This is a genomic window from Streptomyces mutomycini (assembly GCF_001700505.1).
GTDB classification, from domain to species: Bacteria; Actinomycetota; Actinomycetes; order Streptomycetales; family Streptomycetaceae; genus Streptomyces; species Streptomyces mutomycini.
This window is the reverse complement of record NZ_MAPV01000043.1, coordinates 12,962-31,348: the sequence shown is the minus strand read 5'-3', so window position 1 is coordinate 31,348 and position 18,387 is coordinate 12,962. Positions and strand designations below refer to the sequence as shown.

The 18,387-nt window shown below is 70.5% G+C and carries 20 protein-coding genes; 6 read left to right on the top strand and 14 right to left on the bottom strand.

From position 1 onward, the window contains the following. Positions 1 to 21: 21 nt before the first annotated feature. The 4 genes from BFF76_RS06985 to BFF76_RS06970 all read right to left on the bottom strand — a co-directional run bounded on the left by BFF76_RS06985 (position 22) and on the right by BFF76_RS06970 (position 4,151). The gene (locus BFF76_RS06985) at positions 22 to 1,290 is read right to left on the bottom strand and encodes a hypothetical protein (RefSeq protein WP_031091538.1); all 1,269 of its coding nucleotides are present in this window, start codon (positions 1,288 to 1,290) and stop codon (positions 22 to 24) included. Continuing rightward, a complete protein-coding gene (locus BFF76_RS06980; RefSeq protein WP_065847632.1) occupies positions 1,280 to 1,834 on the bottom strand; it encodes a DUF6114 domain-containing protein in 555 nt (184 codons plus the stop codon). The genes BFF76_RS06985 and BFF76_RS06980 overlap by 11 nt, the downstream gene beginning before the upstream one ends. Positions 1,835 to 1,929: 95 nt before the next feature. Next, on the bottom strand, positions 1,930 to 2,571 hold the full coding sequence (locus BFF76_RS06975; protein WP_031091536.1) for a DUF6230 family protein: 642 nt from the start codon (positions 2,569 to 2,571) through the stop codon (positions 1,930 to 1,932). Positions 2,572 to 3,173: 602 nt separating this feature from the next. Continuing rightward, positions 3,174 to 4,151, bottom strand: coding sequence for a tetratricopeptide repeat protein (locus BFF76_RS06970; RefSeq protein ID WP_078850531.1), 978 nt, complete (start codon positions 4,149 to 4,151; stop codon positions 3,174 to 3,176). A 315-nt stretch (positions 4,152 to 4,466) separates the two neighbouring features. Here BFF76_RS06970 and BFF76_RS06965 point away from each other — a divergent pair, with 315 nt between their 5' ends. Then, entirely contained in the window at positions 4,467 to 5,111 is a 645-nt protein-coding gene (locus tag BFF76_RS06965; protein ID WP_031091534.1) for a TetR/AcrR family transcriptional regulator, read from the top strand. A gap of 52 nt (positions 5,112 to 5,163) precedes the next feature. Here BFF76_RS06965 and BFF76_RS06960 read toward each other — a convergent pair whose 3' ends face one another. The 6 genes from BFF76_RS06960 to BFF76_RS06935 all read right to left on the bottom strand — a co-directional run bounded on the left by BFF76_RS06960 (position 5,164) and on the right by BFF76_RS06935 (position 10,202). Next, positions 5,164 to 6,864: a coenzyme B12-dependent isobutyryl-CoA mutase large subunit gene (locus BFF76_RS06960; RefSeq protein WP_031091533.1), complete on the bottom strand. Its 1,701-nt coding sequence runs from the start codon at positions 6,862 to 6,864 to the stop codon at positions 5,164 to 5,166. Positions 6,865 to 6,948: 84 nt separating this feature from the next. After that, entirely contained in the window at positions 6,949 to 7,281 is a 333-nt protein-coding gene (locus BFF76_RS06955) for a DUF3817 domain-containing protein (protein WP_031091532.1), read from the bottom strand. 55 nt (positions 7,282 to 7,336) lie between these two features. Then, a complete protein-coding gene (locus tag BFF76_RS06950) occupies positions 7,337 to 7,846 on the bottom strand; it encodes a MarR family winged helix-turn-helix transcriptional regulator (RefSeq protein ID WP_031091531.1) in 510 nt (169 codons plus the stop codon). Positions 7,847 to 8,054: 208 nt separating this feature from the next. After that, complete coding sequence (locus BFF76_RS06945; protein WP_053929366.1) at positions 8,055 to 9,398, bottom strand: glycosyltransferase family protein; 1,344 nt, start codon at positions 9,396 to 9,398, stop codon at positions 8,055 to 8,057. 163 nt (positions 9,399 to 9,561) lie between these two features. Then, positions 9,562 to 9,855 carry an MTH1187 family thiamine-binding protein gene (locus BFF76_RS06940; protein ID WP_031091528.1) on the bottom strand — a complete coding sequence of 98 codons (294 nt, stop codon included), beginning with the start codon at positions 9,853 to 9,855 and terminating at the stop codon, positions 9,562 to 9,564. Further along, positions 9,852 to 10,202, bottom strand: a complete 351-nt coding sequence (locus tag BFF76_RS06935; RefSeq protein ID WP_031091527.1) for a DUF3817 domain-containing protein — start codon at positions 10,200 to 10,202, stop codon at positions 9,852 to 9,854. Before BFF76_RS06935 ends, BFF76_RS06940 begins: the two co-directional genes overlap by 4 nt. Before the next feature lie 208 nt (positions 10,203 to 10,410). Here BFF76_RS06935 and BFF76_RS06930 point away from each other — a divergent pair, with 208 nt between their 5' ends. From BFF76_RS06930 to BFF76_RS06915, 4 genes are all read left to right on the top strand, one after another. Beyond that, positions 10,411 to 11,043 carry an AIM24 family protein gene (locus BFF76_RS06930; RefSeq protein ID WP_031091526.1) on the top strand — a complete coding sequence of 211 codons (633 nt, stop codon included), beginning with the start codon at positions 10,411 to 10,413 and terminating at the stop codon, positions 11,041 to 11,043. Further along, on the top strand, positions 11,043 to 11,693 hold the full coding sequence (locus BFF76_RS06925; RefSeq protein ID WP_031091525.1) for an AIM24 family protein: 651 nt from the start codon (positions 11,043 to 11,045) through the stop codon (positions 11,691 to 11,693). The genes BFF76_RS06930 and BFF76_RS06925 overlap by 1 nt, the downstream gene beginning before the upstream one ends. Before the next feature lie 56 nt (positions 11,694 to 11,749). Further along, on the top strand, positions 11,750 to 12,496 hold the full coding sequence (locus BFF76_RS06920; RefSeq protein ID WP_031091524.1) for an AIM24 family protein: 747 nt from the start codon (positions 11,750 to 11,752) through the stop codon (positions 12,494 to 12,496). A 95-nt stretch (positions 12,497 to 12,591) separates the two neighbouring features. Continuing rightward, positions 12,592 to 13,068: a MarR family winged helix-turn-helix transcriptional regulator gene (locus tag BFF76_RS06915; protein ID WP_031091523.1), complete on the top strand. Its 477-nt coding sequence runs from the start codon at positions 12,592 to 12,594 to the stop codon at positions 13,066 to 13,068. A gap of 6 nt (positions 13,069 to 13,074) precedes the next feature. On the opposite strand, the gene BFF76_RS06910 is transcribed toward BFF76_RS06915, so the two are convergent. Together BFF76_RS06910 and BFF76_RS06905 are read right to left on the bottom strand one after the other, a co-directional pair. Then, the gene (locus BFF76_RS06910; RefSeq protein ID WP_065847630.1) at positions 13,075 to 14,541 is read right to left on the bottom strand and encodes a sensor histidine kinase; all 1,467 of its coding nucleotides are present in this window, start codon (positions 14,539 to 14,541) and stop codon (positions 13,075 to 13,077) included. Then, complete coding sequence (locus BFF76_RS06905; protein ID WP_031091521.1) at positions 14,538 to 15,197, bottom strand: response regulator transcription factor; 660 nt, start codon at positions 15,195 to 15,197, stop codon at positions 14,538 to 14,540. The genes BFF76_RS06910 and BFF76_RS06905 overlap by 4 nt, the downstream gene beginning before the upstream one ends. Before the next feature lie 119 nt (positions 15,198 to 15,316). Between BFF76_RS06905 and BFF76_RS06900 the strand changes: the two genes are divergently transcribed. Next, entirely contained in the window at positions 15,317 to 16,000 is a 684-nt protein-coding gene (locus BFF76_RS06900) for a PepSY domain-containing protein (protein ID WP_065847628.1), read from the top strand. 64 nt (positions 16,001 to 16,064) lie between these two features. Here BFF76_RS06900 and meaB read toward each other — a convergent pair whose 3' ends face one another. Next, positions 16,065 to 17,027 carry a methylmalonyl Co-A mutase-associated GTPase MeaB gene (gene meaB, locus BFF76_RS06895; RefSeq protein WP_053929369.1) on the bottom strand — a complete coding sequence of 321 codons (963 nt, stop codon included), beginning with the start codon at positions 17,025 to 17,027 and terminating at the stop codon, positions 16,065 to 16,067. A gap of 28 nt (positions 17,028 to 17,055) precedes the next feature. Next, positions 17,056 to 18,258 (bottom strand): acetyl-CoA C-acetyltransferase, encoded by a 1,203-nt coding sequence (locus BFF76_RS06890; RefSeq protein WP_078850530.1) that lies wholly within the window; start codon positions 18,256 to 18,258, stop codon positions 17,056 to 17,058. Positions 18,259 to 18,387: the final 129 nt, after the last annotated feature.

The window sequence follows — 18,387 nt, the reverse complement described above, 5'->3', positions numbered from 1 at the left end:
GCTCCCGAATGGGTCATGGGGTCAGCTGTTGCCGCCGGTGAAGTAGTTCTGCAGGCCGGGGACCTTGAGCGAGCCGCCGAACTGGCCGGCCTGCTTCACCGTGGCGTCGGTGAAGAAGGCGAAGGGCACGTTCAGCGGCGGCGGGGACTCCGGGCTGAAGGTGATCGGGATGATGCCGAAGAGGTTGCCCTTCAGCTCCTCCGTGTACATCGTCACCGTGCCGTTGCGGATGGTGGACGTGGAGCCCTCCGCCGCCTTGACATGACCGGTGGTGCCGGCCGGACCCTTCGTCAGCTGGTGCAGGTCCTTGATGTCGATGGTGTCGGCCGTGAACTTGAGCACCTTCTTGATGCTGCCGTTGTACGTCTTCACCTCGACGATGCCCTGGTAGTCGAGCCCGGTGAGCGTGAGCTTCGAGGTCTCCAGGATCCACGGGTCGTCCGGGAGCAGCGGGATGCCCTGCTCCAGGTCGGCCGCGGCGAGGGCCTCCGGGTCGGCGGTCGGGCAGGGGAAGCGCTCCTTGGCGCCGTCCGGGACCGCCTCGTCCTTGACGGGGTCGAGACCCTTGACGTCGTCGTCGAGCTCCTCGACGTCCTCGCCCGCCTTCTCGGCGGCGTCACGGATGGCGTCGGTGGTCCTGTCGACCGTGTCCTTCGCCTCGTCCGTGGCCTCCTCCACCGGCTGGGTGGTGTCGGCGCTCTTCGACGGCTCCGGGCTCTCGGCGGTGGCGCTGGGGGACGGCGAGGCCGTCTCCTTGTCCGGTCCGTCGAAGATGTCCTTGAGCGCGTCACCGACACCCAGCGGGTCGAGCGGGTTCTTCGACTCGGTGGGCGTGGGAGTGGCCGACGGGGCGGTCTCGTCCTCGGGGGTCTCCTCGGACGCGTCCTCCCCCGCACTCGCGCTCGCGGAAGGCGTCGGCGTAGCGGCGTCGTCCTTGCCCGCGTCGTCCTTGCCGGCGTCGTCGCCCTGGCCCGCCTCGTCGGACGGCGTGGCGCTCGGGGTCGGCTTCGCCTCGGGCTCCTGCGACTCGGCCGGCTCGTCGGAGCGGGTCACGCAGGGACCCGGAGCGAACGGAATGTCCGAACTGTCGTCGGCCATCGCAAGCTTGGGCGTGAGACCCATTCCGACGAAGACCGCCGTCGGCATCGCGGCGAGCGCGAACGCCTTCTTGCCCGCGGGCATGTGCAGCTTCGTCAGCAGCGACTTCCTGGGGGCCGCGTGGCGGGGTGCTCTTCGCTCCGGGACGTCGTCCTGCCCGAAATCGTTCATCTGACCGTCGTCACCCCTCACGATGCCTCCCGCCCTCGGCCTCGACCGCCCCTTCGAACCGCATCGGCTGCGGCGGGACGGCTGCCGTTCCCTGGAACTCCTGGCCGTACTCCGGTGCCCGCGTGTCGTCGGCCTCGGGACTCCGGGTCTCGTACACCGCGCCCTTCGCGTCGCCGGGTACCCAGGCGATGGAGAGGGCTCCGCCGAGGAGGGAGAAGAGGAAGCCGACGATGAAGCCGCCGATGTTGGCGACGGGTATGGAGATCAGCGCCAGCAGGATCGCGGCGACACCGGCGAAGACCCGCACGATGTGGTGGAACCACATGGTGAGGCCCAGCGTGACGAGCAGGACCCCGATGATCAGCGACCCGGCACCCGCGGTGGTCGACATCGCGATCGTCATGTTGCCGAGGTGCATGTTGGCGTACGGGAAGTACGCGATGGGTAGACCACCCAGGATGGTGAAAAGGCCCGCCCAGAACGGCCGGTTACCCCGCCAGGTGCGGAATCCCCGCCGGTAGACGGTGAGGTAGTGCTCGTTCTGCCCTGTGGACTCGGGGCTCATGGAAAACAGCTCCCTGGAACCGGTACTGCTGTGAGAAGAGAAGGGGTGGGCGACCGGAGGTCCGCAGGGAACACTCCGGTCACCCGGGCGAGCGCTTAGAAGCACTCCTTGACGCCCTTGTGCAGCTTCAGGCTCAGGTTGCTGAGCTTGAAGGTGCCGGCCGTGGTCGCCCACGCCGTCTGCTCCACGTTGCTCAGCGTCGCCGTCTCGGCGCGCTGCGCGAAGCCGTTCGGGTTGACGGCCTTCTCGGTGCCGGGCTGGATACCGGGCTTGCCCACCGAACCGGCGGCGACGCCGATGTCGATGTTCTCGAAGTACGCGTCCGCGTCGAGCTGGGCCACGTCGAGGTACAGGTTCGTCGCCTCGACAGGCTTCTTCGGGTCGGTACCCGCGCTCAGCTGCAGGCTGACGCTGCCGAGACCGAAGGGCAGGTTGGGCGTGACCACCGACTGGCACATGTTGGTGATCGTGGCGCTGCTGAAGCCGGAAACGGCAACCGGGTGAGCAGCGTCGTTGCCCTTGAGGTCCTTGCCGACAGCGACGCTGCCGTACTGGACGAAGTCCTTACCGACGAGCTTGTCGGTGCTGACCTTGAAGCTCTGGCCGGAGACACTGAACGATGCGGCGAGCGCACCCTGTGCCAGACCGACGCCGACAGCGGCCGTCGCGACGACGCTCGGCACCATGACCAGAGCGAAACGCTTCCATCTGGTACCACCGCGAACCTGCGAACTCATAAATTTCCTCCTTCTCGGACGTACATCTCCGGTACGGGCATCGTGCCCGCCCTGGGATGGGAGAAGTGCTACGTCCTCGGAAAGGAGAGCGCCCGGACCGGAGGCGCGTACCGCATCCGAATCACCGGCGATCACCCCCGAGCGACAACCACTGGCCACGCGTCTGCGCGACCGGTTTCCGGACAGGCCCTGCCCAGGGGCAGGAACCCCCCTGTCCGCGATCGGCGCCACTGCCGCCGACCACCCGGTGGGGACCCAACAACCCCGACTGCGCCGACTGGACGCCGAGCGGGCGGGTATTGGACCGAGCGTGGCCGATCGTGGTGCATTCGCGGCCGTGACACAAGGGGGGTCGTTACTGACTAGTAACGACCCGATAACCAGGACACGACAGGGGGGTATCGTCCGGCCACACAGGGTGGCACCAAAGGGACGTGCGAATGGCGGGATTACAGCCCGAAAGCGGACAGACCCCTGAGGATGATTTACTGCGAGTAACAGTGCGTACTTTTATCAAGTTTTGGTAAAGCGGATGTGTTCGTTGTCGTTCATCCGTGAAAACGGCCGTGGTGCCCGGAGGGCTCCACGGCCGTGTTGTCACATCAGAACAAGACGCGCGCCAGGGCTGTCCGGGCGGCCGCGACCCGGGGGTCGTCGGGGCCGATCACCTCGAAGAGCTCCAGGAGCCGCACCCGTACGGCATCGCGGTCGTCACCGAAATTGCGGCGGACCGTCTCGACGAGCCGCCCGAAGGCGTCCTCGACGTGGCCGCCCACGAGGTCCAGGTCGGCGGCGGCCATCTGCGCCACCGGCTGCGCCGGATTCTCCGCGGCGTCCTTGCGGACCTGCTGCGGGTCCATCCCCGCCACACGGCCCAGCAGTTCGGCCTGGGCGAGGCCGAGCTTGGCCTCGGTGTTGACCGGGTCGACCGCAAGAACACTCTTGTACGCCTGGACGGCGCCGGTGAAGTCATTGGCGTCCAGCGCCTGCGCGGCGGCCTCCAGCTGCGCGTCGTGCGGCCCCGCGGGCACCTCGGCGGGGGCGCCCCCCTCGTCACCGGCGCCGGCGTCCGCGTCGACGACGATCCCGGTGAGACCGAAACGCTCCTCGCCCACCTGGATCAGCTGGTCCAGCGTCTGGCGGATCTGGCTCTCGGGGGCCGCCCCCTGGAAGAGCGGAAGGGCCTGCCCGGCCACCACCGCGAAGACGGCCGGGATGCCCTGGATCCCGAACTGCTGCATCAGCATCTGGTTGGCGTCGACATCGACCTTGGCCAGCACGAAGCGGCCGTTGTACTCGGCGGCGAGACGCTCCAGGAGCGGACCGAGCTGCTTGCACGGCTCGCACCACTCGGCCCAGAAGTCGATGACGACGGGGACTTCGGTGGACCGCTGGAGGACGTCGGTCTCGAAGCCGGCCTCGTCGACGTCGATCACCAGGGAGGCGGGTGCCACGGCACCGCCGCCCCCCTGTCGGGCCGACTCCGCGCGGGCCTGCTCGGCCTTCGCCTTGGCGTCGTTGGCCGCCTTCACAGCGGCGAGGTCGACGACGCCGCTCATGGACATGTTCCTAGGCTGCATACGTACATCCTCCCCCCTGCGCGCGCTGTTGCCGAAAAATCCGCGAACCGCGTCCGCCCACAGCCGCGCCGGTGTGCGCGGCGGGCGGACGGAAACGGTCCCAGGGTCCTGAAAACCCCATGTTCGGTGCCGGGTCCCCACCCGGCACCAGTGGCTGTCGATCAGTCGTGGCGCCACGACGGAAGGACCGTCGCTTCTTACGCTACGACCCGTAGCGTAACTGCCCGGCCCCCCTCCCAGGCAAGGGCGCGCGGTGATCTGTCTCACGGGCTCCGGGGCCGGTCAGCACTACTTACCGGCCGGTATGGTCGCCGCATGCTGAGCCGCAGCCCCACCGAACCCACCCGGTCCGGACGTCCTCGCAGCGCCGAGACCGACGCCGCGATCCTGGAGGCGACCCGTGCGTCGCTGGTCGACCTCGGCTGGTCGAAGCTGACGATGGGTGATGTGGCGACGCGGGCGGGGGTCGCCAAGACGACCCTCTACCGCCGCTGGACGGGCAAGAACGAGCTGGTGGTGGACGCGGTCGCCGTCCTCTTCGACGAGCTGGAGCTGCCCGACCTCGGCAGCCTCGGGGCCGACGTGGAGGCCATGGTCCTCCAGTTCGCGGCCTTGCTGGAGCGGCCGGAGACCAAGACGGCGCTGATGGCCGTGGTGGCCGAGTCGACTCGGGACGAGCCGCTGCGGGATCGTATACGCGATTCGATCGTGACCCGGCAGAAGCGCCTCGTGCTCCAGGGGCGGGAGCGCGCGCAGCGACGGGGCGAACTGCCCACCGAGCCGGACGAGGTGGTCGCGGCCCGCACCGCCGACCTGATCTTCGACGTGATCGCCGGCGCCGTGGTGCACCGGACGCTGGTGAGCGCCGAACCCGTCGACACCGGCTGGGCCCGGAGCTTCACGATGCTGCTGCTCGGCGGGCTGGGAGCCGCGGCCATGGAGCGGCGCCCCGGACCCTGAGGGCGCCGCGTGACCGGGCCTCGGGCCGGAAGCCCGGGGCCCGGCTCGTGGGTCAGAAGCCCGGCGGCTCCGTGTAGACGCCCCACTCGTCGCGCAGCACCCCGCAGATCTCGCCCAGGGTGGCCTCCGCCCGGACGGCCTCCAGCATCGGCGCGATCATGTTCGAGCCGTCGCGTGCGGCGGCCAGCATCGCGTCCAGCGCGGCACGGACCTCTCCGTCCTTGCGGCCCGCCTTGCGCCCGGTGAGCTCGCGCACCTGCTCGCGCTCGACCTCGTGGCTCACCCGCAGGATCTCCAGGTCACCGGTGACGGACCCGTGGTGGACGTTGACGCCGACGACCCGCTTCTCGCCCTTCTCGAGCGACTGCTGGTACCGGAAGGCCGATTCCGCGGTCTCGCCGGTGAACCAGCCGTCCTCGATACCGCGCAGGATTCCGGAGGTCATCGGACCGATGGGGTGCTTGCCGTCCGGGTGCGCCCGGGTGCCGCGCTCCCTGATCTGCTCGAAGATCTTCTCGGCGTCGGCCTCGATGCGGTCGGTGAGCTGCTCGACGTACCACGAACCGCCCAGCGGGTCGGCGACGTTGGCGACACCGGTCTCCTCCATGAGCACCTGCTGGGTGCGGAGCGCGATCTCGGCGGCCTGTGCGGAGGGGAGGGCGAGCGTCTCGTCCAGGGCATTGGTGTGCAGGGAGTTGGTCCCGCCGAGGACGGCGGAGAGCGCCTCCACAGCGGTCCGTACGACGTTGTTGTACGGCTGCTGGGCGGTGAGCGAGACACCGGCGGTCTGGGTGTGGAAGCGGAGCCACTGCGCCTTGTCGGTCTTCGCGCCGTAGGTCTCCTTCATCCAGCGGGCCCAGATCCGGCGGGCGGCGCGGAACTTGGCGATCTCCTCGAAGAAGTCGAGGTGCGCGTCGAAGAAGAAGGAGAGCCCGGGGGCGAAGGTGTCGACGTCCAGGCCGCGGGACAGGCCGAGTTCCACGTATCCGAAGCCGTCGGCGAGGGTGTACGCGAGCTCCTGCGCGGCCGTGGCCCCGGCCTCGCGGATGTGGTAGCCGGAGACCGAGAGCGGCTTGTAGGCCGGGATGTCCCGGGTGCAGTGCTCCATCAGGTCGCCGATGAGGCGCAGATGGGGCTCGGGCTGGAACAGCCACTCCTTCTGCGCGATGTACTCCTTGAAGATGTCGGTCTGGAGCGTGCCGTTGAGCACGGCCGGGTCGACGCCCTGGCGCTCGGCGGCGACCAGGTACATGCAGAAGACGGGGACGGCGGGTCCGCTGATCGTCATGGAGGTGGTGACGTCGCCGAGCGGGATGCCCTGGAACAGGACCTCCATGTCGGCGGCGGAGTCGATGGCGACGCCGCAGTGGCCCACCTCGCCGAGCGCGCGGGGGTCGTCGGAGTCGCGGCCCATCAGGGTCGGCATGTCGAAGGCGACGCTGAGCCCGCCGCCGCCGTTGGCCAGGATGGACTTGTACCGCTCGTTGGTCTGCTCGGCGTTGCCGAAGCCTGCGAACTGGCGGATCGTCCAGGTGCGGCCCCGGTAACCGGTGGCGTGGAGTCCCCGGGTGAAGGGGTACTCGCCGGGCCAGCCGATCCGCTCGAACCCCTCGTACGTGTCGCCGGGGCGGGGCCCGTACACGGGCTCCACGGGGTCACCGGAGAGCGTGGTGAAGTCCGCGTCGCGCTTGCGGGCCTTGTCGTAACGGGCCTGCCAGCGACGGCGGCCTTCCTCGATCGCAGATGCGTCCATGGAAACAAATTTACTAGGACGTCCTAGTAAATGTCGACGGCAAACCGCCCGGCGCTTCGCGCGGGGCGGTTCAGGTGCTTGCGGTCAGGCCTTGACGGCCTGCGCGGAGCCGTCGGTGATCAGCGGCTCGACCTCGCGCGCGACCTTGCGCTCGACGAAGAACGCGGCCGTCGGGATGGTGCCGGAGACCAGTACCCAGAGCAGCTTGCCGATCGGCCACTTCGCCTTGGAACCGAGGTCGAAGGCGAAGATCAGGTAGATGATGAAGAGGACGCCGTGGAGCTGCGAGACCGCGAAGGTCAGACTCTCACCGGTGTCGAATCCGTACTTGAAGACCATGCACACGCAAAGGATCATCAACATGACGGCGGTGACGTAGGCCATCACCCGATAGCGGGTCAGCACGCTGCGTTTCATGGCATCGAGCCTAACCGGACGGCCGGGGCGATCTTGCGGCGCCCCGGCCCCGCGGCTACCGGTCCTCGAAGTCCTGGGCGGCCACCCGCAGCGGGCGCAGCATGGCGAAGATCTCGGCGCACTCCTCGTCGTCGTACGCCCCGAGTCCGAAGTCCATCGCCATCAGGTCCTGGCTGGCCGCCTCCACGACCTCGCGGCCCTTGTCCGTGATGGAGGCGAGGGTTCCGCGCCCGTCGTTGGGGTTGGGGCGCTTGTCGACCAGCCCCGAGCGCACCAGCCGGTCGACGGTGTTCGTCACGGAGGTGGGGTGCACCATCAGACGCTCGCCGATCTTGGACATCGGCAGCTCACCGGCCTGGGAGAAGGTGAGCAGGACCAGCGCCTCGTAGCGGGCGAAGGTCAGCCCGTACGGCTTGACCACGGCGTCCACCTCGGCGAGCAGGATCTGCTGGGCCCGCATGATCGACGTGATCGCCCCCATGGAGGGCACCGGCCCCCAGCGCCGTTGCCACAGTTCTTCGGCGCGGGCGATGGGATCGAAGGGGAGGCTGAGGGGCTTCGGCACGGCACGACCATACCCAGTGGTCACATGCCGGTCAGCCCCGTCTCGCACTTCGGTACCGGATACGTGTTCTACGCACCTCCGCGACAAGCAGGAGCGTGCGGACCGTGCCCCGCGCCCGGGTACGCGACCACCTGGTGCACCGGGAGGAACTCCGCCGCCAGTCCCGCGAGGGCCGTGCCGAGTCCCTGGACCGGCCGGCACCGTGCGGTCAGTTCCCTCCGGCGGGAGCCGCGGCAGGGGTGTGCTCCGTCTCCTGGGCGGGACGCGGCGCGTGGTCGCGGGCCGCACGGATCCGGCGCTCCAGGAGCAGCGTGAGGGACCGCGCCGCGGCCGGCGCCACGGCGGCGGGGAGGGCGAGCAGGGCCCAGAGGCTCATCGGGAACAGCAGCCAGGTCAGCGCGCAGAGCGCCCAGCCGACGACCGCCACGGGCTGGTGGAGGAGCATCAGCGTGTAGCCGAGGAGTCTGCCGGGAGACACCCGGAACAATGCCTTCCCGTACAGCGGCAGCAGAGTCCCGTACAGTCCCCGCGAACGGTCCTGCCGGCAGCCGGCGGTCTCCTCCGCGTCCGGTACGCCGGGGGTGTGGACGGAGCGCCAGTACCGTCCGGTCAGCGGGTTGCGGCGGCGGTGGATCTCGAGCCCGGTGGCCATGTCGCCGGCGGCCCGGAAGCGGAAGCCGCCGGCCCCGCGCAGCGCCTCGACGCGTACGACGGCGCCGGAGCCGGCGAGCACGGGCGCGCCGTAGCGGTTGCCCACGCGCTGGACCAGCGCCCGGAGGAGGAACCACCGCGGCTCGGGGTCCTGGTGCGCGTGGACCTGCGGGCCGACGACGAAGGCGGTGTCGGGGTCGCGGAAGTAGCCCGTCGTCCGTTCCAGGAAGTCCGGGTGGGGGACGTGGCCGGGGCCGGCGGAGGCGAGGAGTCCGTAGGCGTCACCGTGCTTGGCGATCCAGGCGTTGTGGTTTCCGTGCTCCGCCCCGGCCTCGTGCGGCCCCTTCTCCTGGTTCCACTCGGGCACCCCCCGCCGGGTGAAGTGGTGCACGCCGAGCTCGGCGCAGAGCATCCTCGCCTCGGGGTCGTCACCCTCGTCCAGCAGCCAGACGTCCAGCGGCCCTGAGTGCCGCAGCCGTACGGCACCCTCCAGCACGGCCCGCACAGCGGAGAGCGGCTCCTCGCCCGGTACGTACGTGGCGAGGAAGGCGACCCCGGTGCCCGGCTCGGACGCCACCGGGACCGGCTCCCCGGCCACCCTCACGGCGTGCGCGACCAGGACCGCGTTGACCAGCACGGCCAGGGCGAACGGGCAGAGCGTCAGGAGCAGCACGGTGTCCGGGAGCACGAGCCGGGCGCCGGCCCCGGTGGTCAGCAGGGCACCGAGCAGCAGCGCTCCGGTGAACGCGGGGGCGAGCCCCGCGACGAGGACCGCTCCCGTGCGGCCCTTCTCTGCGGGGAGCAGACCCCGGTACCGCACCCGGTTCACCGGCACGGGCCCTTCCGCGGGCTGCCCCGTGAGCCGGCAGCGGTTGTCGTGATCGTGTCCGTCCGACGGCATCGCGCCTCCAGCGGTCGAATATGCCGATACCACCAAAGAAGGGGAAACCCTGCGAGGTGTCGACCCGGGAGGGCCGAGTGAGCGGTCTTCTTCCACCGAACGGAAGAACCCCCGGCGCGTTGACGGCGGCGGGGGTTCCGGCGAGGGACACACGGACGGGGCGTCAGCCCGCGAGGTGCCGTTCCACCGTCTCGACCTTGGAGGTCAGGCCGTCGGTGACGCCCGGCCGGATGTCGGCCTTCAGCACCAGGGACACACGGCCCGCCCGGGCCTCGACGGCGGCGACGGCCCGCTTGACGACGTCCATGACCTCGTCCCACTCGCCCTCGACGGAGGTGAACATCGCGTCCGTGCGGTTGGGCAGCCCGGACTCGCGGACGACGCGTACGGCGTCGGCGACGTACTCACCGACGTCCTCTCCGACACCCAGGGGGCTGACGGAGAAGGCGACGATCACACGTTCACCGTGCCCTCGGCGCGGGCGCGGGCGGCGATGACGCCGTCGGCCTCGTACTTCTTGAGCAGCTTCTCGCCGTAGAGGCCGCCGAAGGGCACGACCGCGAGGAGGAAGAAGAGCGCGACGCGCTTGAGCGGCCACTTGGCCTTGACCCAGACGTCCAGCAGGAACACGACGTAGATCGTGAAGAGAAGGCCGTGGAGCGCGCCGAGGGGCGGCATCAGGAAGTCGATGTCCGAGACCCGCATGAGCAGCGAGCCGAAGATGAGCAGCGCCGGGAAGGACAGCGCCTCGGGAAGCGAGATGAGGCGCAGCCGGTGCAGGGCGGAAGCTGTCTTGATGTCCACGAGGGCACCTTCGGTGGGAGGGGCGTGTCGGCTTGTGAACGCAGGCACAAGCACAGTCATTGTGGCATCGCCCCGCGCTCCCGGAGGCAGGGGGGCCCGCGCGGACCTCGCGGCACGTATCGCCGCATATCAGGGTCATGTCGGGGTCGGGATCGTCCGCCCGGCCCTGTCCGCCGGGCTCCCGTGCGGCTAACGTCGCACTGTGGCGATGTTCCGACTCCAAGGCAGCAAGACGCTCGCCGTCGACCTGACGGGTGACGCGGTCAAGGCGAAGAACGGCTCGATGGTCGCGTACGACGGCCGGATGGCGTTCAAGAAGATGTCCGGCGGCGGTGACGGCCTGCGCGGCATGGTGACCCGCCGGCTGACCGGCGAGCAGATGGTGATGATGGAGGTGAAGGGGCAGGGCACCTGCTACTTCGCCGACCGGGCGAGCGAGATCAGCCTCGTCTCGCTGCACGGCGAGACGCTGTACGTCGAGGCCAGCAACCTGCTGGCGACCGACGCCGGGCTGCGCACCGGCACCTCCTTCACGGGCCTGCGCGGCGGGGCGAGCGGCAACGGTCTGTTCACCACGACCGTCGAGGGCACCGGCCAGGCGGCGATCATGTCGGACGGCTCCGCCGTGGTGCTGCGGGTGACACCCCAGTACCCGCTGAACGTCGACCCCGGCGCCTACATAGCCCACCAGGGCAGCCTCCAGCAGCACTTCCAGTCCGGGGTGAACTTCCGGACGCTCATGGGTGAGGGCTCCGGCGAGTCCTTCCAGATCCGCTTCGAGGGCGACGGACTCGTCTACGTACAGCCCAGCGAGCGGAACACCGTCGGGGGCGATGTCTGATGCCGTTCCGTGAGATCAACTCGAAGATGGTCGAGGCCGTGGTGGTGCCCGGCCAGAAGATGTACAGCCAGCGCGGCGCGATGCTCGCGTACCGGGGCGACGTCTCGTTCACCCCGAACATCCAGGGCGGACAGGGCGGCCTGGGGTCGATGATCGGCCGGCGGGTGGCGAACGAGGCGGCGCCCCTGATGACCGTCGAGGGGAGCGGAACGGTGATGTTCGGCCACGGCGGCCACCACATCCAGGTGATCGGCCTCTCCGGCGACACCCTCTACGTGGAGGCCGACCGGCTGCTGGCCTTCGACGGGACCCTCCAGCAGGGCACCATGTTCATGGGCTCGCAGGGCGGGGTGATGGGCATGGTGCGCGGCCAGGTGACCGGGCAGGGTCTGTTCACGACGACGCTCAAGGGCCACGGTGCGGTGGCCGTGATGGCGCACGGCGGGGTGATCGAGCTGCCGATCATGCCGGGAAGGCCGGTGCACGTGGACCCGCAGGCGTACGTCGCCCACCACGGGGACGTGACCAACAAGCTGTCCACCGCGCTCGGCTGGCGCGACATGGTGGGGCGCGGTTCCGGTGAGGCGTTCCAGCTGGAGCTCAGCGGCAGCGGAGCGGTGTACGTCCAGGCGTCGGAGGAGAAGCTGTGAGCACGCCCGAACGGGGCATCCCCAGGACGTCCAGGCCCGAGGGGATCTTCGATCCCATGACGCTGCCGTCCAACGACAACGTCAACGCGTACACCTTCTGCGTGGAGCTCAAGGGGAGCCAGTGGTTCCTCCAGAAGGGCAAGATGATCGCCTACTACGGGCAGATCGACTTCAACGGCATCGGGCACGGGCGCTTCGAGCGGCTGATCCGTACGAGCTTCCACTCCCCGCTGCACGCGAGCGACTGGGTGGTGGCCGAGGGCAGCGGCAAGATGCTGCTCGCCGACCGGGCCTTCGAGGTGAACTCCTTCGACCTGGAGGACGGCAACCTGACGATCCGGTCCGGCAACCTGCTCGCCTACCAGCCGACGCTGGCGCTGAAGCAGTCGATCGTGCCGGGCTTCCTGACGCTGATCGGGACGGGGAAGTTCGTCGCCGCGTCCAACGGCCCGGTGGTCTTCATGGAGCCGCCGCTGCGGGTGGACCCCCAGGCGCTCGTGGGATGGGCGGACTGCCCCTCGCCGTGCCACCACTACGATCACGGCTACATGACGGGTGTGATGGGCGGGCTGCGCTCACTGACCGGGATCGGCGGGACCTCGGGCGAGGAGCACCAGTTCGAGTTCGTCGGGGCGGGTACGGTACTGCTCCAGTCGACCGAGGTGCTGATGCCCGAACAGGCGACCGGCGCGGTGCCGCACGAGCCCGGCGTGCCGGGCGGCGGCCCCGGAGGCGGTCAACACGGCTCCACGCCCCGCATGCCCGGTCAGCTGGGGGACCTCCAGCGTCGCTTCGGGCTGTGAGCGGTAGTCTGCGGAGCGTGACGTCCCGGGGTACGTGCCCGGAGTCACACACCCTGAATTCGTCCGGCTTTCAACATCTTAGGTAGAATTCATACATGGAGACCGAGACGGCCACCCGCTGGCTGACCGATGCGGAGCAGTGCGCCTGGCGCACCCACCTGGACGTCAGCAGGCTGCTGACGCATCAGCTGGAGAAGGATCTCCAGCCTTTCGGCCTGACCATGAACGACTACGAGATCCTGGTCAACCTCTCGGAGTCGGAGGACCAGCGCATGCGGATGAGCGATCTCGCCGGCGCCACCCTGCAGTCCAAGAGCAGGCTCTCGCACCAGATCACCCGCATGGAGAACGCCGGCCTGGTGCGCCGCGAGCACTGCGAGTCGGACCGGCGCGGGCTGTTCGCTGTCCTCACGGACCTGGGCGGCGAGACGATGCGGAAGGTCGCGCCCCACCATGTCGAGTCGGTGCGCAGGCACTTCATGAATCTGCTCTCCCCCGAGGAGCTCGGCGGACTGCACGCGGCCCTGACCCCGATCGCGGAGCACCTGCGCGGGCGGCGCGGCAAGCCGTAGCCCGCATCAGCGGTTTCCGGCCTGACGCCCCGGTTCCGGTTCCGTCCCGGCTTTGCCGGGCAGCCGCAGGGTGAACAGCGCTCCACCGCCCGGCGCTTCGCCCACCGTGAGGGTGCCTCCGTGCCGGGAGGCCACGTCCCGGGCGATCGCCAGACCGAGCCCGGCCCCGCCGTCGTCACGGCTGCGGGCGTCGTCCAGGCGCACGAAGCGCTCGAAGATCCGGGCCCGTTCGGCCTCGGGGACGCCCGCACCGTCGTCGGCGACCTCCACGAGCACGTCCCCCCGGTCCTCCCGCACCGACACGGCCACCGAACGCTCCGCGTGACGCTGGGCGTTGTCCAGAAGATTGCCGACCACCCGGGCCAGCTGCCCACGCGAGCCGACGACTTCGAGCGCCCCGTGACCAGCGACGGACACCTCCGGCGGGATCCGGTCCGCCGTGCGCTGGGAGACCTCCTCGCGGACCAGCGCGCCCACGCCGACCGCCGTCCGCCCCGGCCGCTCCCCCGCGTCCAGCCGGGCGAGCAGCAGCAGGTCCGCGGCCAGCGCCTGCAGCCGTACGGTGTCGGCGACCGCGCCGGGCACGTCCAGCAGCTCCGGGTGCGCCTCCCCCACCTCCAGCTGGGTGCGGAGCGAGGCGATCGGGCTGCGCAGCTCGTGCGAGGCGTCGGCGACGAAGCGCCGCTGCCGGTCGACCGAGGCCTCCAGCACGGTGAGGGTCTCGTTGGTGGTGCGGGCCAGCCGCGCGATCTCGTCCCGTGAGTCCGGCTCGGGCACACGGCGGCTGAGATCCTCGGACGCGGTGATCGCGGCCATCTCCCGCCGGATGCCCTCGACCGGGCGCAGAGCACGCCGGGTGACGAGCCAGGTCACTCCGGCGACGACGAGCAGCATGAGGGGCAGCCCGGTCAGCATCGAGGTGCCCACGGTGTCCACGGCCTCCTGCTCGGCCGCGAGCGGGGCGCCGGCGTGGACGGTCAGGGTGACGTCCCGCCCGGTGGTCGCCTCGACGGCCGCGAAGCGGTAGTCCGCCGTGTCGCCGTCGACGGTGGCGGAGCCGTTCACGAAGTCCGGCGGGTCGGAGGAGACCTCGCCCCGGGCCGGGTCGCCCCCGTCATCGTCGTCGTCATCGTCGTCGCCCGGGCTCCGGACCGGCGCCGACGGCATCGGTACGACCGTTGCCGTGCCCGTTCCCGAGATCGCCTCCAGGTCCTTGGAGGCGGCCACCACGCGCCCCTGCTCGTCGGTCACCTGGACGGGGTGGGTGTCCTCGTCACCCAGCTCGAGCTCCGCGTAGGTCGCCCCGAGGGCCAGCTGCCCGGCCACCTCGCGTGCGGCCACCTCGGCCTCCAGGCCCGCCCGGTCCGTCAGGTTGCCGCGCAGCACCATCAGGACGGCGAGTCCCGCGGCCGTCAGGGCGATGGCGACCACCAGGGTGGCGCCCAGGGCGGCCCTGGCGCGTACGGACCTCACAGGGCCTCCAGCCGGTAGCCCGCGCCCCGTACCGTACGGATCGACGCGGCGCCGAGTTTGCGGCGCAGGGTGCTGACGTAGACCTCGACGATGTTCGGGTCGCCGTCGTACGCGAAGTCCCAGACGTGCTCCAGGATGTCCGCCTTGCTGACCACCTCGCCCGCCCGCAGTACGAGCTGCTCCAGGACGGCGAACTCCTTGGCCGTGAGGGCGACTTCCTCCTCACCCCGGTGGACCCGCCGGGCGGCGGTGTCCATCCGCAGCGTGCCGGCGGTCAGCACCGGGGAGGCGGAGCCTCCGCGCCGGCGCAGCAGCGCCCGGACCCGGGCGACGAGCACGACGTACGAGAACGGCTTGGTCAGGTAGTCGTCGGCGCCCGTGTCGAGGCCCTCCGCCTCGTCGTACTCCCCGTCCTTCGCCGTCAGCATCAGGATCGGAGTCTCGTGGCCCGCGGCGCGCAGGGCGGCGCAGATCCGGTAGCCGTTCATCCCGGGCAGCATGATGTCGAGGACCACGAGGTCGTGGACGCCCTGACCGGCCAGGTGCAGGCCCTCCAGGCCGTCGTGCACGACGTCCACGGCGAAGCCCTCGGCGGTGAGTCCCCGCGCGAGGGACGTCGCCAGGCGCTTCTCGTCCTCCACGATCAACAGGCGCATGGGGACAGCTTCCCAAACCGAACCTGAAGGCGCCTTCAGGTGGCTTCAGGCTGCGTTCAGCATCGCACCGCCAGTGTGGAACCCGTCGCACCGCAGATCCCATCGGGGAGGAACCCACCATGAAGCGCAACATCGCAGTCGCCGCTCTCACCGCAGCCGTGCTGGTCGGAGGCGGGCTCGTCACGACCGCCGCATTCGCCGACTCCGGCAGCGGGGGCGTCGACGACCGGACGGCGGCGGGCACGGACCGGACGGCGGGGCCGCGCGGAGACGCCGGGAGCACCGGGGCGGCGAAGACCGCGCGGATCGCGCTCGACGAGGCGGTCGGCGCCGCGCTGAAGGCCGTCCCCGGCACGGTCACCGAGGCCGGGCTGGACGATGACGACGACAGCGCCCGTACCGTCTGGGAGCTCGATGTGTACGGCTCCGACAAGGTCTGGCACGACGTGACCGTGGACGCGCGGAACGGCAAGGTGCTGTCGCACCGCGAGGACGACGACAACGACGACCGCGACCGGCACGCGCCCCGCTCCGCGAGCGTCTCCCTGGACGCGGCAGTGAAGGCGGCTCTCGCCGCGCAGCCCGGCACGGTGACGTCCGTGGACCTCGACGACGACCGGGCCGACGACGACAACGACGACCGGGGTGGGCGGACGCCGCACTGGGACGTCGACGTGGCGGGCGAGGACGGCAAGGGCCACGAACTGCGCGTCGACGCGAAGAGCGGCAAGGTCACCGTCGATCAGGACGACGACGGGGCCGACGGCGACGCGGACGACAGGGACGACAACGACGACGACTGACCCCGGCCCCGCACGGTGCGGGAGGACGGATTCCCGGGCGGCCCGCACGCCGCCCGGGGAACCGTCAGTTCCCGCCGGTGAGTCCCGCGACCAGCTCGTCCGCCGCCGCGTACGGGTCGAGGCCTCCGGCCACGATCCGCTCGGCGAGCGCGTCCAGCCGGCGGTCGCCGTGCAGATCGGCGATCCGCTCACGGAGCGCGGTGACGGCGATCGTCTCGACCTCGCGGGCCGCACGTGCCGTGCGCCGCTCGGCGAGGACTCCGTGCTCCTCCATCCACGCCCGGTGCTTCTCCAGGGACTCGACGACCTCGTCGATCCCCTCGCCCCGGGCGGCGACCGTCTTCACGATCGGCGGCCGCCAGTCGCCGGGCCCGCGGGACTCCCCCAGGCCCAGCATGTGGTTGAGCTCGCGCGCGGTGGCGTCCGCGCCGTCCCGGTCGGCCTTGTTGACGACGTAGACATCGCCGATCTCCAGGATTCCGGCCTTCGCCGCCTGGATGCCGTCACCCATGCCCGGGGCGAGGAGGACGACGGAGGTGTCGGCCTGGGAGGCGATCTCCACCTCCGACTGGCCGACCCCCACCGTCTCCACGAGGATCACCTCGCAGCCCGCCGCGTCCAGCACCCGGATCGCCTGCGGCGCCGACCACGCGAGGCCGCCGAGGTGACCGCGGGTGGCCATCGAGCGGATGTAGACGCCCGGGTCGGAGGCGTGCTCAGACATACGGACCCGGTCACCGAGGAGCGCGCCCCCCGAGAACGGCGACGACGGGTCGACGGCCAGGACCCCGACCCGTCTGCCGGCCTTCCGGTAGGCGGATACCAGCGCCGACGTCGAGGTCGACTTCCCGACACCCGGCGATCCGGTCAGGCCCACGACATAGGCGTGCCCCGCGAGCGGTGCCAGGGCGGCCATCACCTCGCGCAACTGCGGCGAGGCCCCCTCCACCAGGGAGATGAGCCTGGCCACCGCACGCGGCCTGCCCTCACGTGCCTGCTCGACCAGGGTGGGGACGTCCACCTTCACTCGGCCTCCTCGCTCGCTCGTACGGTGACTACTTGCCCGGTACGCGGATGATCAACGCGTCGCCCTGGCCGCCGCCGCCGCACAGCGCCGCCGCACCGGTGCCGCCGCCGCGCCGCTTCAGCTCCAGCGCCAGGTGCAGCACCACACGGGCGCCGGACATGCCGATGGGGTGGCCGAGCGCGATCGCGCCGCCGTTCACGTTGACCTTGTCGGAGGTGACGCCGAGGTCCTTCATCGACTGGACCGCGACGGCCCCGAAGGCCTCGTTGATCTCGATGAGGTCGAGGTCCTCGACGCCGATGCCCTCCTTCTTCAGGGCGTGCTTGATGGCGTTGGACGGCTGCGACTGGAGCGAGGTGTCCGGGCCCGCCACATTGCCGTGGGCGCCGATCTCGGCGATCCACTGGAGGCCCAGCTCCTCGGCCTTCGCCTTGCTCATGACGACGACCGCGGCGGCCCCGTCGGAGATCTGCGAGGAGGTGCCGGCGGTGATGGTGCCGTCCTTGGAGAAGGCCGGGCGCAGCTTGCCGAGCGACTCGGTGGTCGTCTCGGGGCGGATGCCCTCGTCCTTGGAGACGAGGACCGGGTCCCCCTTGCGCTGCGGGATCTCGACCGGGGTGATCTCGGCCTCGAAGATGCCGTTCTTCTGGGCGGCGGCGGCGCGCTGGTGGGACAGGGCGCCGATCTCGTCCTGGTCGGCGCGGGTCAGGCCGAGGCGGGTGTTGTGCATCTCGGTGGACTCGCCCATCGGGATGTTCTCGTAGGCGTCGGTCAGGCCGTCGTGGGCCATCGAGTCGAGCATCTGGACCGCACCGTACTTGTATCCCTCACGGGACTTCGGAAGCAGGTGCGGGGCGTTGGTCATGGACTCCTGGCCGCCGGCCACCACGATGTCGAATTCACCGGCGCGGATCAGCTGGTCCGCGAGGGCGATCGCGTCCAGCCCCGACAGGCACACCTTGTTGACGGTGAGCGCGGGGACGTTCATCGGGATTCCGGCCTTGACGGCCGCCTGGCGTGCCGGGATCTGCCCGGCCCCGGCCGTGAGCACCTGGCCCATGATCACGTAGTCGACCTGGTCGCCGCCGATCCCGGCCCGGTCCAGCGCCGCCTTGATGGCGAAGCCTCCCAGATCGGCTCCGGAGAGGGTCTTCAGCGAGCCGAGAAGACGGCCCATGGGCGTCCGCGCGCCCGCGACGATCACTGAGGTGGTTCCGGTCGTTCCTGACATGAGGCGCAGCCCCTTGGGATCGGTTGTGAACGAGGGTTTACATGAATGTACTGAGCGGTACCGCGCCCGTCATCCGGCATCGGGTGTGATCGCGCGCACGTTGCGTAACCATCCCCGGGGCGCTGCACT

Coding starts and splice junctions, on each gene's coding strand:
- BFF76_RS06980 (WP_065847632.1), bottom strand. CDS start 1,834: ATGAGCCCCGAGTCCACAGGGCAGAACGAGCACTACCTCACCGTCTAC.
- BFF76_RS06975 (WP_031091536.1), bottom strand. CDS start 2,571: ATGAGTTCGCAGGTTCGCGGTGGTACCAGATGGAAGCGTTTCGCTCTG.
- BFF76_RS06970 (WP_078850531.1), bottom strand. CDS start 4,151: ATGCAGCCTAGGAACATGTCCATGAGCGGCGTCGTCGACCTCGCCGCT.
- BFF76_RS06965 (WP_031091534.1), top strand. CDS start 4,467: ATGCTGAGCCGCAGCCCCACCGAACCCACCCGGTCCGGACGTCCTCGC.
- BFF76_RS06960 (WP_031091533.1), bottom strand. CDS start 6,864: ATGGACGCATCTGCGATCGAGGAAGGCCGCCGTCGCTGGCAGGCCCGT.
- BFF76_RS06955 (WP_031091532.1), bottom strand. CDS start 7,281: ATGAAACGCAGCGTGCTGACCCGCTATCGGGTGATGGCCTACGTCACC.
- BFF76_RS06945 (WP_053929366.1), bottom strand. CDS start 9,398: ATGCCGTCGGACGGACACGATCACGACAACCGCTGCCGGCTCACGGGG.
- BFF76_RS06930 (WP_031091526.1), top strand. CDS start 10,411: ATGTTCCGACTCCAAGGCAGCAAGACGCTCGCCGTCGACCTGACGGGT.
- BFF76_RS06925 (WP_031091525.1), top strand. CDS start 11,043: ATGCCGTTCCGTGAGATCAACTCGAAGATGGTCGAGGCCGTGGTGGTG.
- BFF76_RS06920 (WP_031091524.1), top strand. CDS start 11,750: ATGACGCTGCCGTCCAACGACAACGTCAACGCGTACACCTTCTGCGTG.
- BFF76_RS06915 (WP_031091523.1), top strand. CDS start 12,592: ATGGAGACCGAGACGGCCACCCGCTGGCTGACCGATGCGGAGCAGTGC.
- BFF76_RS06905 (WP_031091521.1), bottom strand. CDS start 15,197: ATGCGCCTGTTGATCGTGGAGGACGAGAAGCGCCTGGCGACGTCCCTC.
- BFF76_RS06900 (WP_065847628.1), top strand. CDS start 15,317: ATGAAGCGCAACATCGCAGTCGCCGCTCTCACCGCAGCCGTGCTGGTC.
- BFF76_RS06890 (WP_078850530.1), bottom strand. CDS start 18,258: ATGTCAGGAACGACCGGAACCACCTCAGTGATCGTCGCGGGCGCGCGG.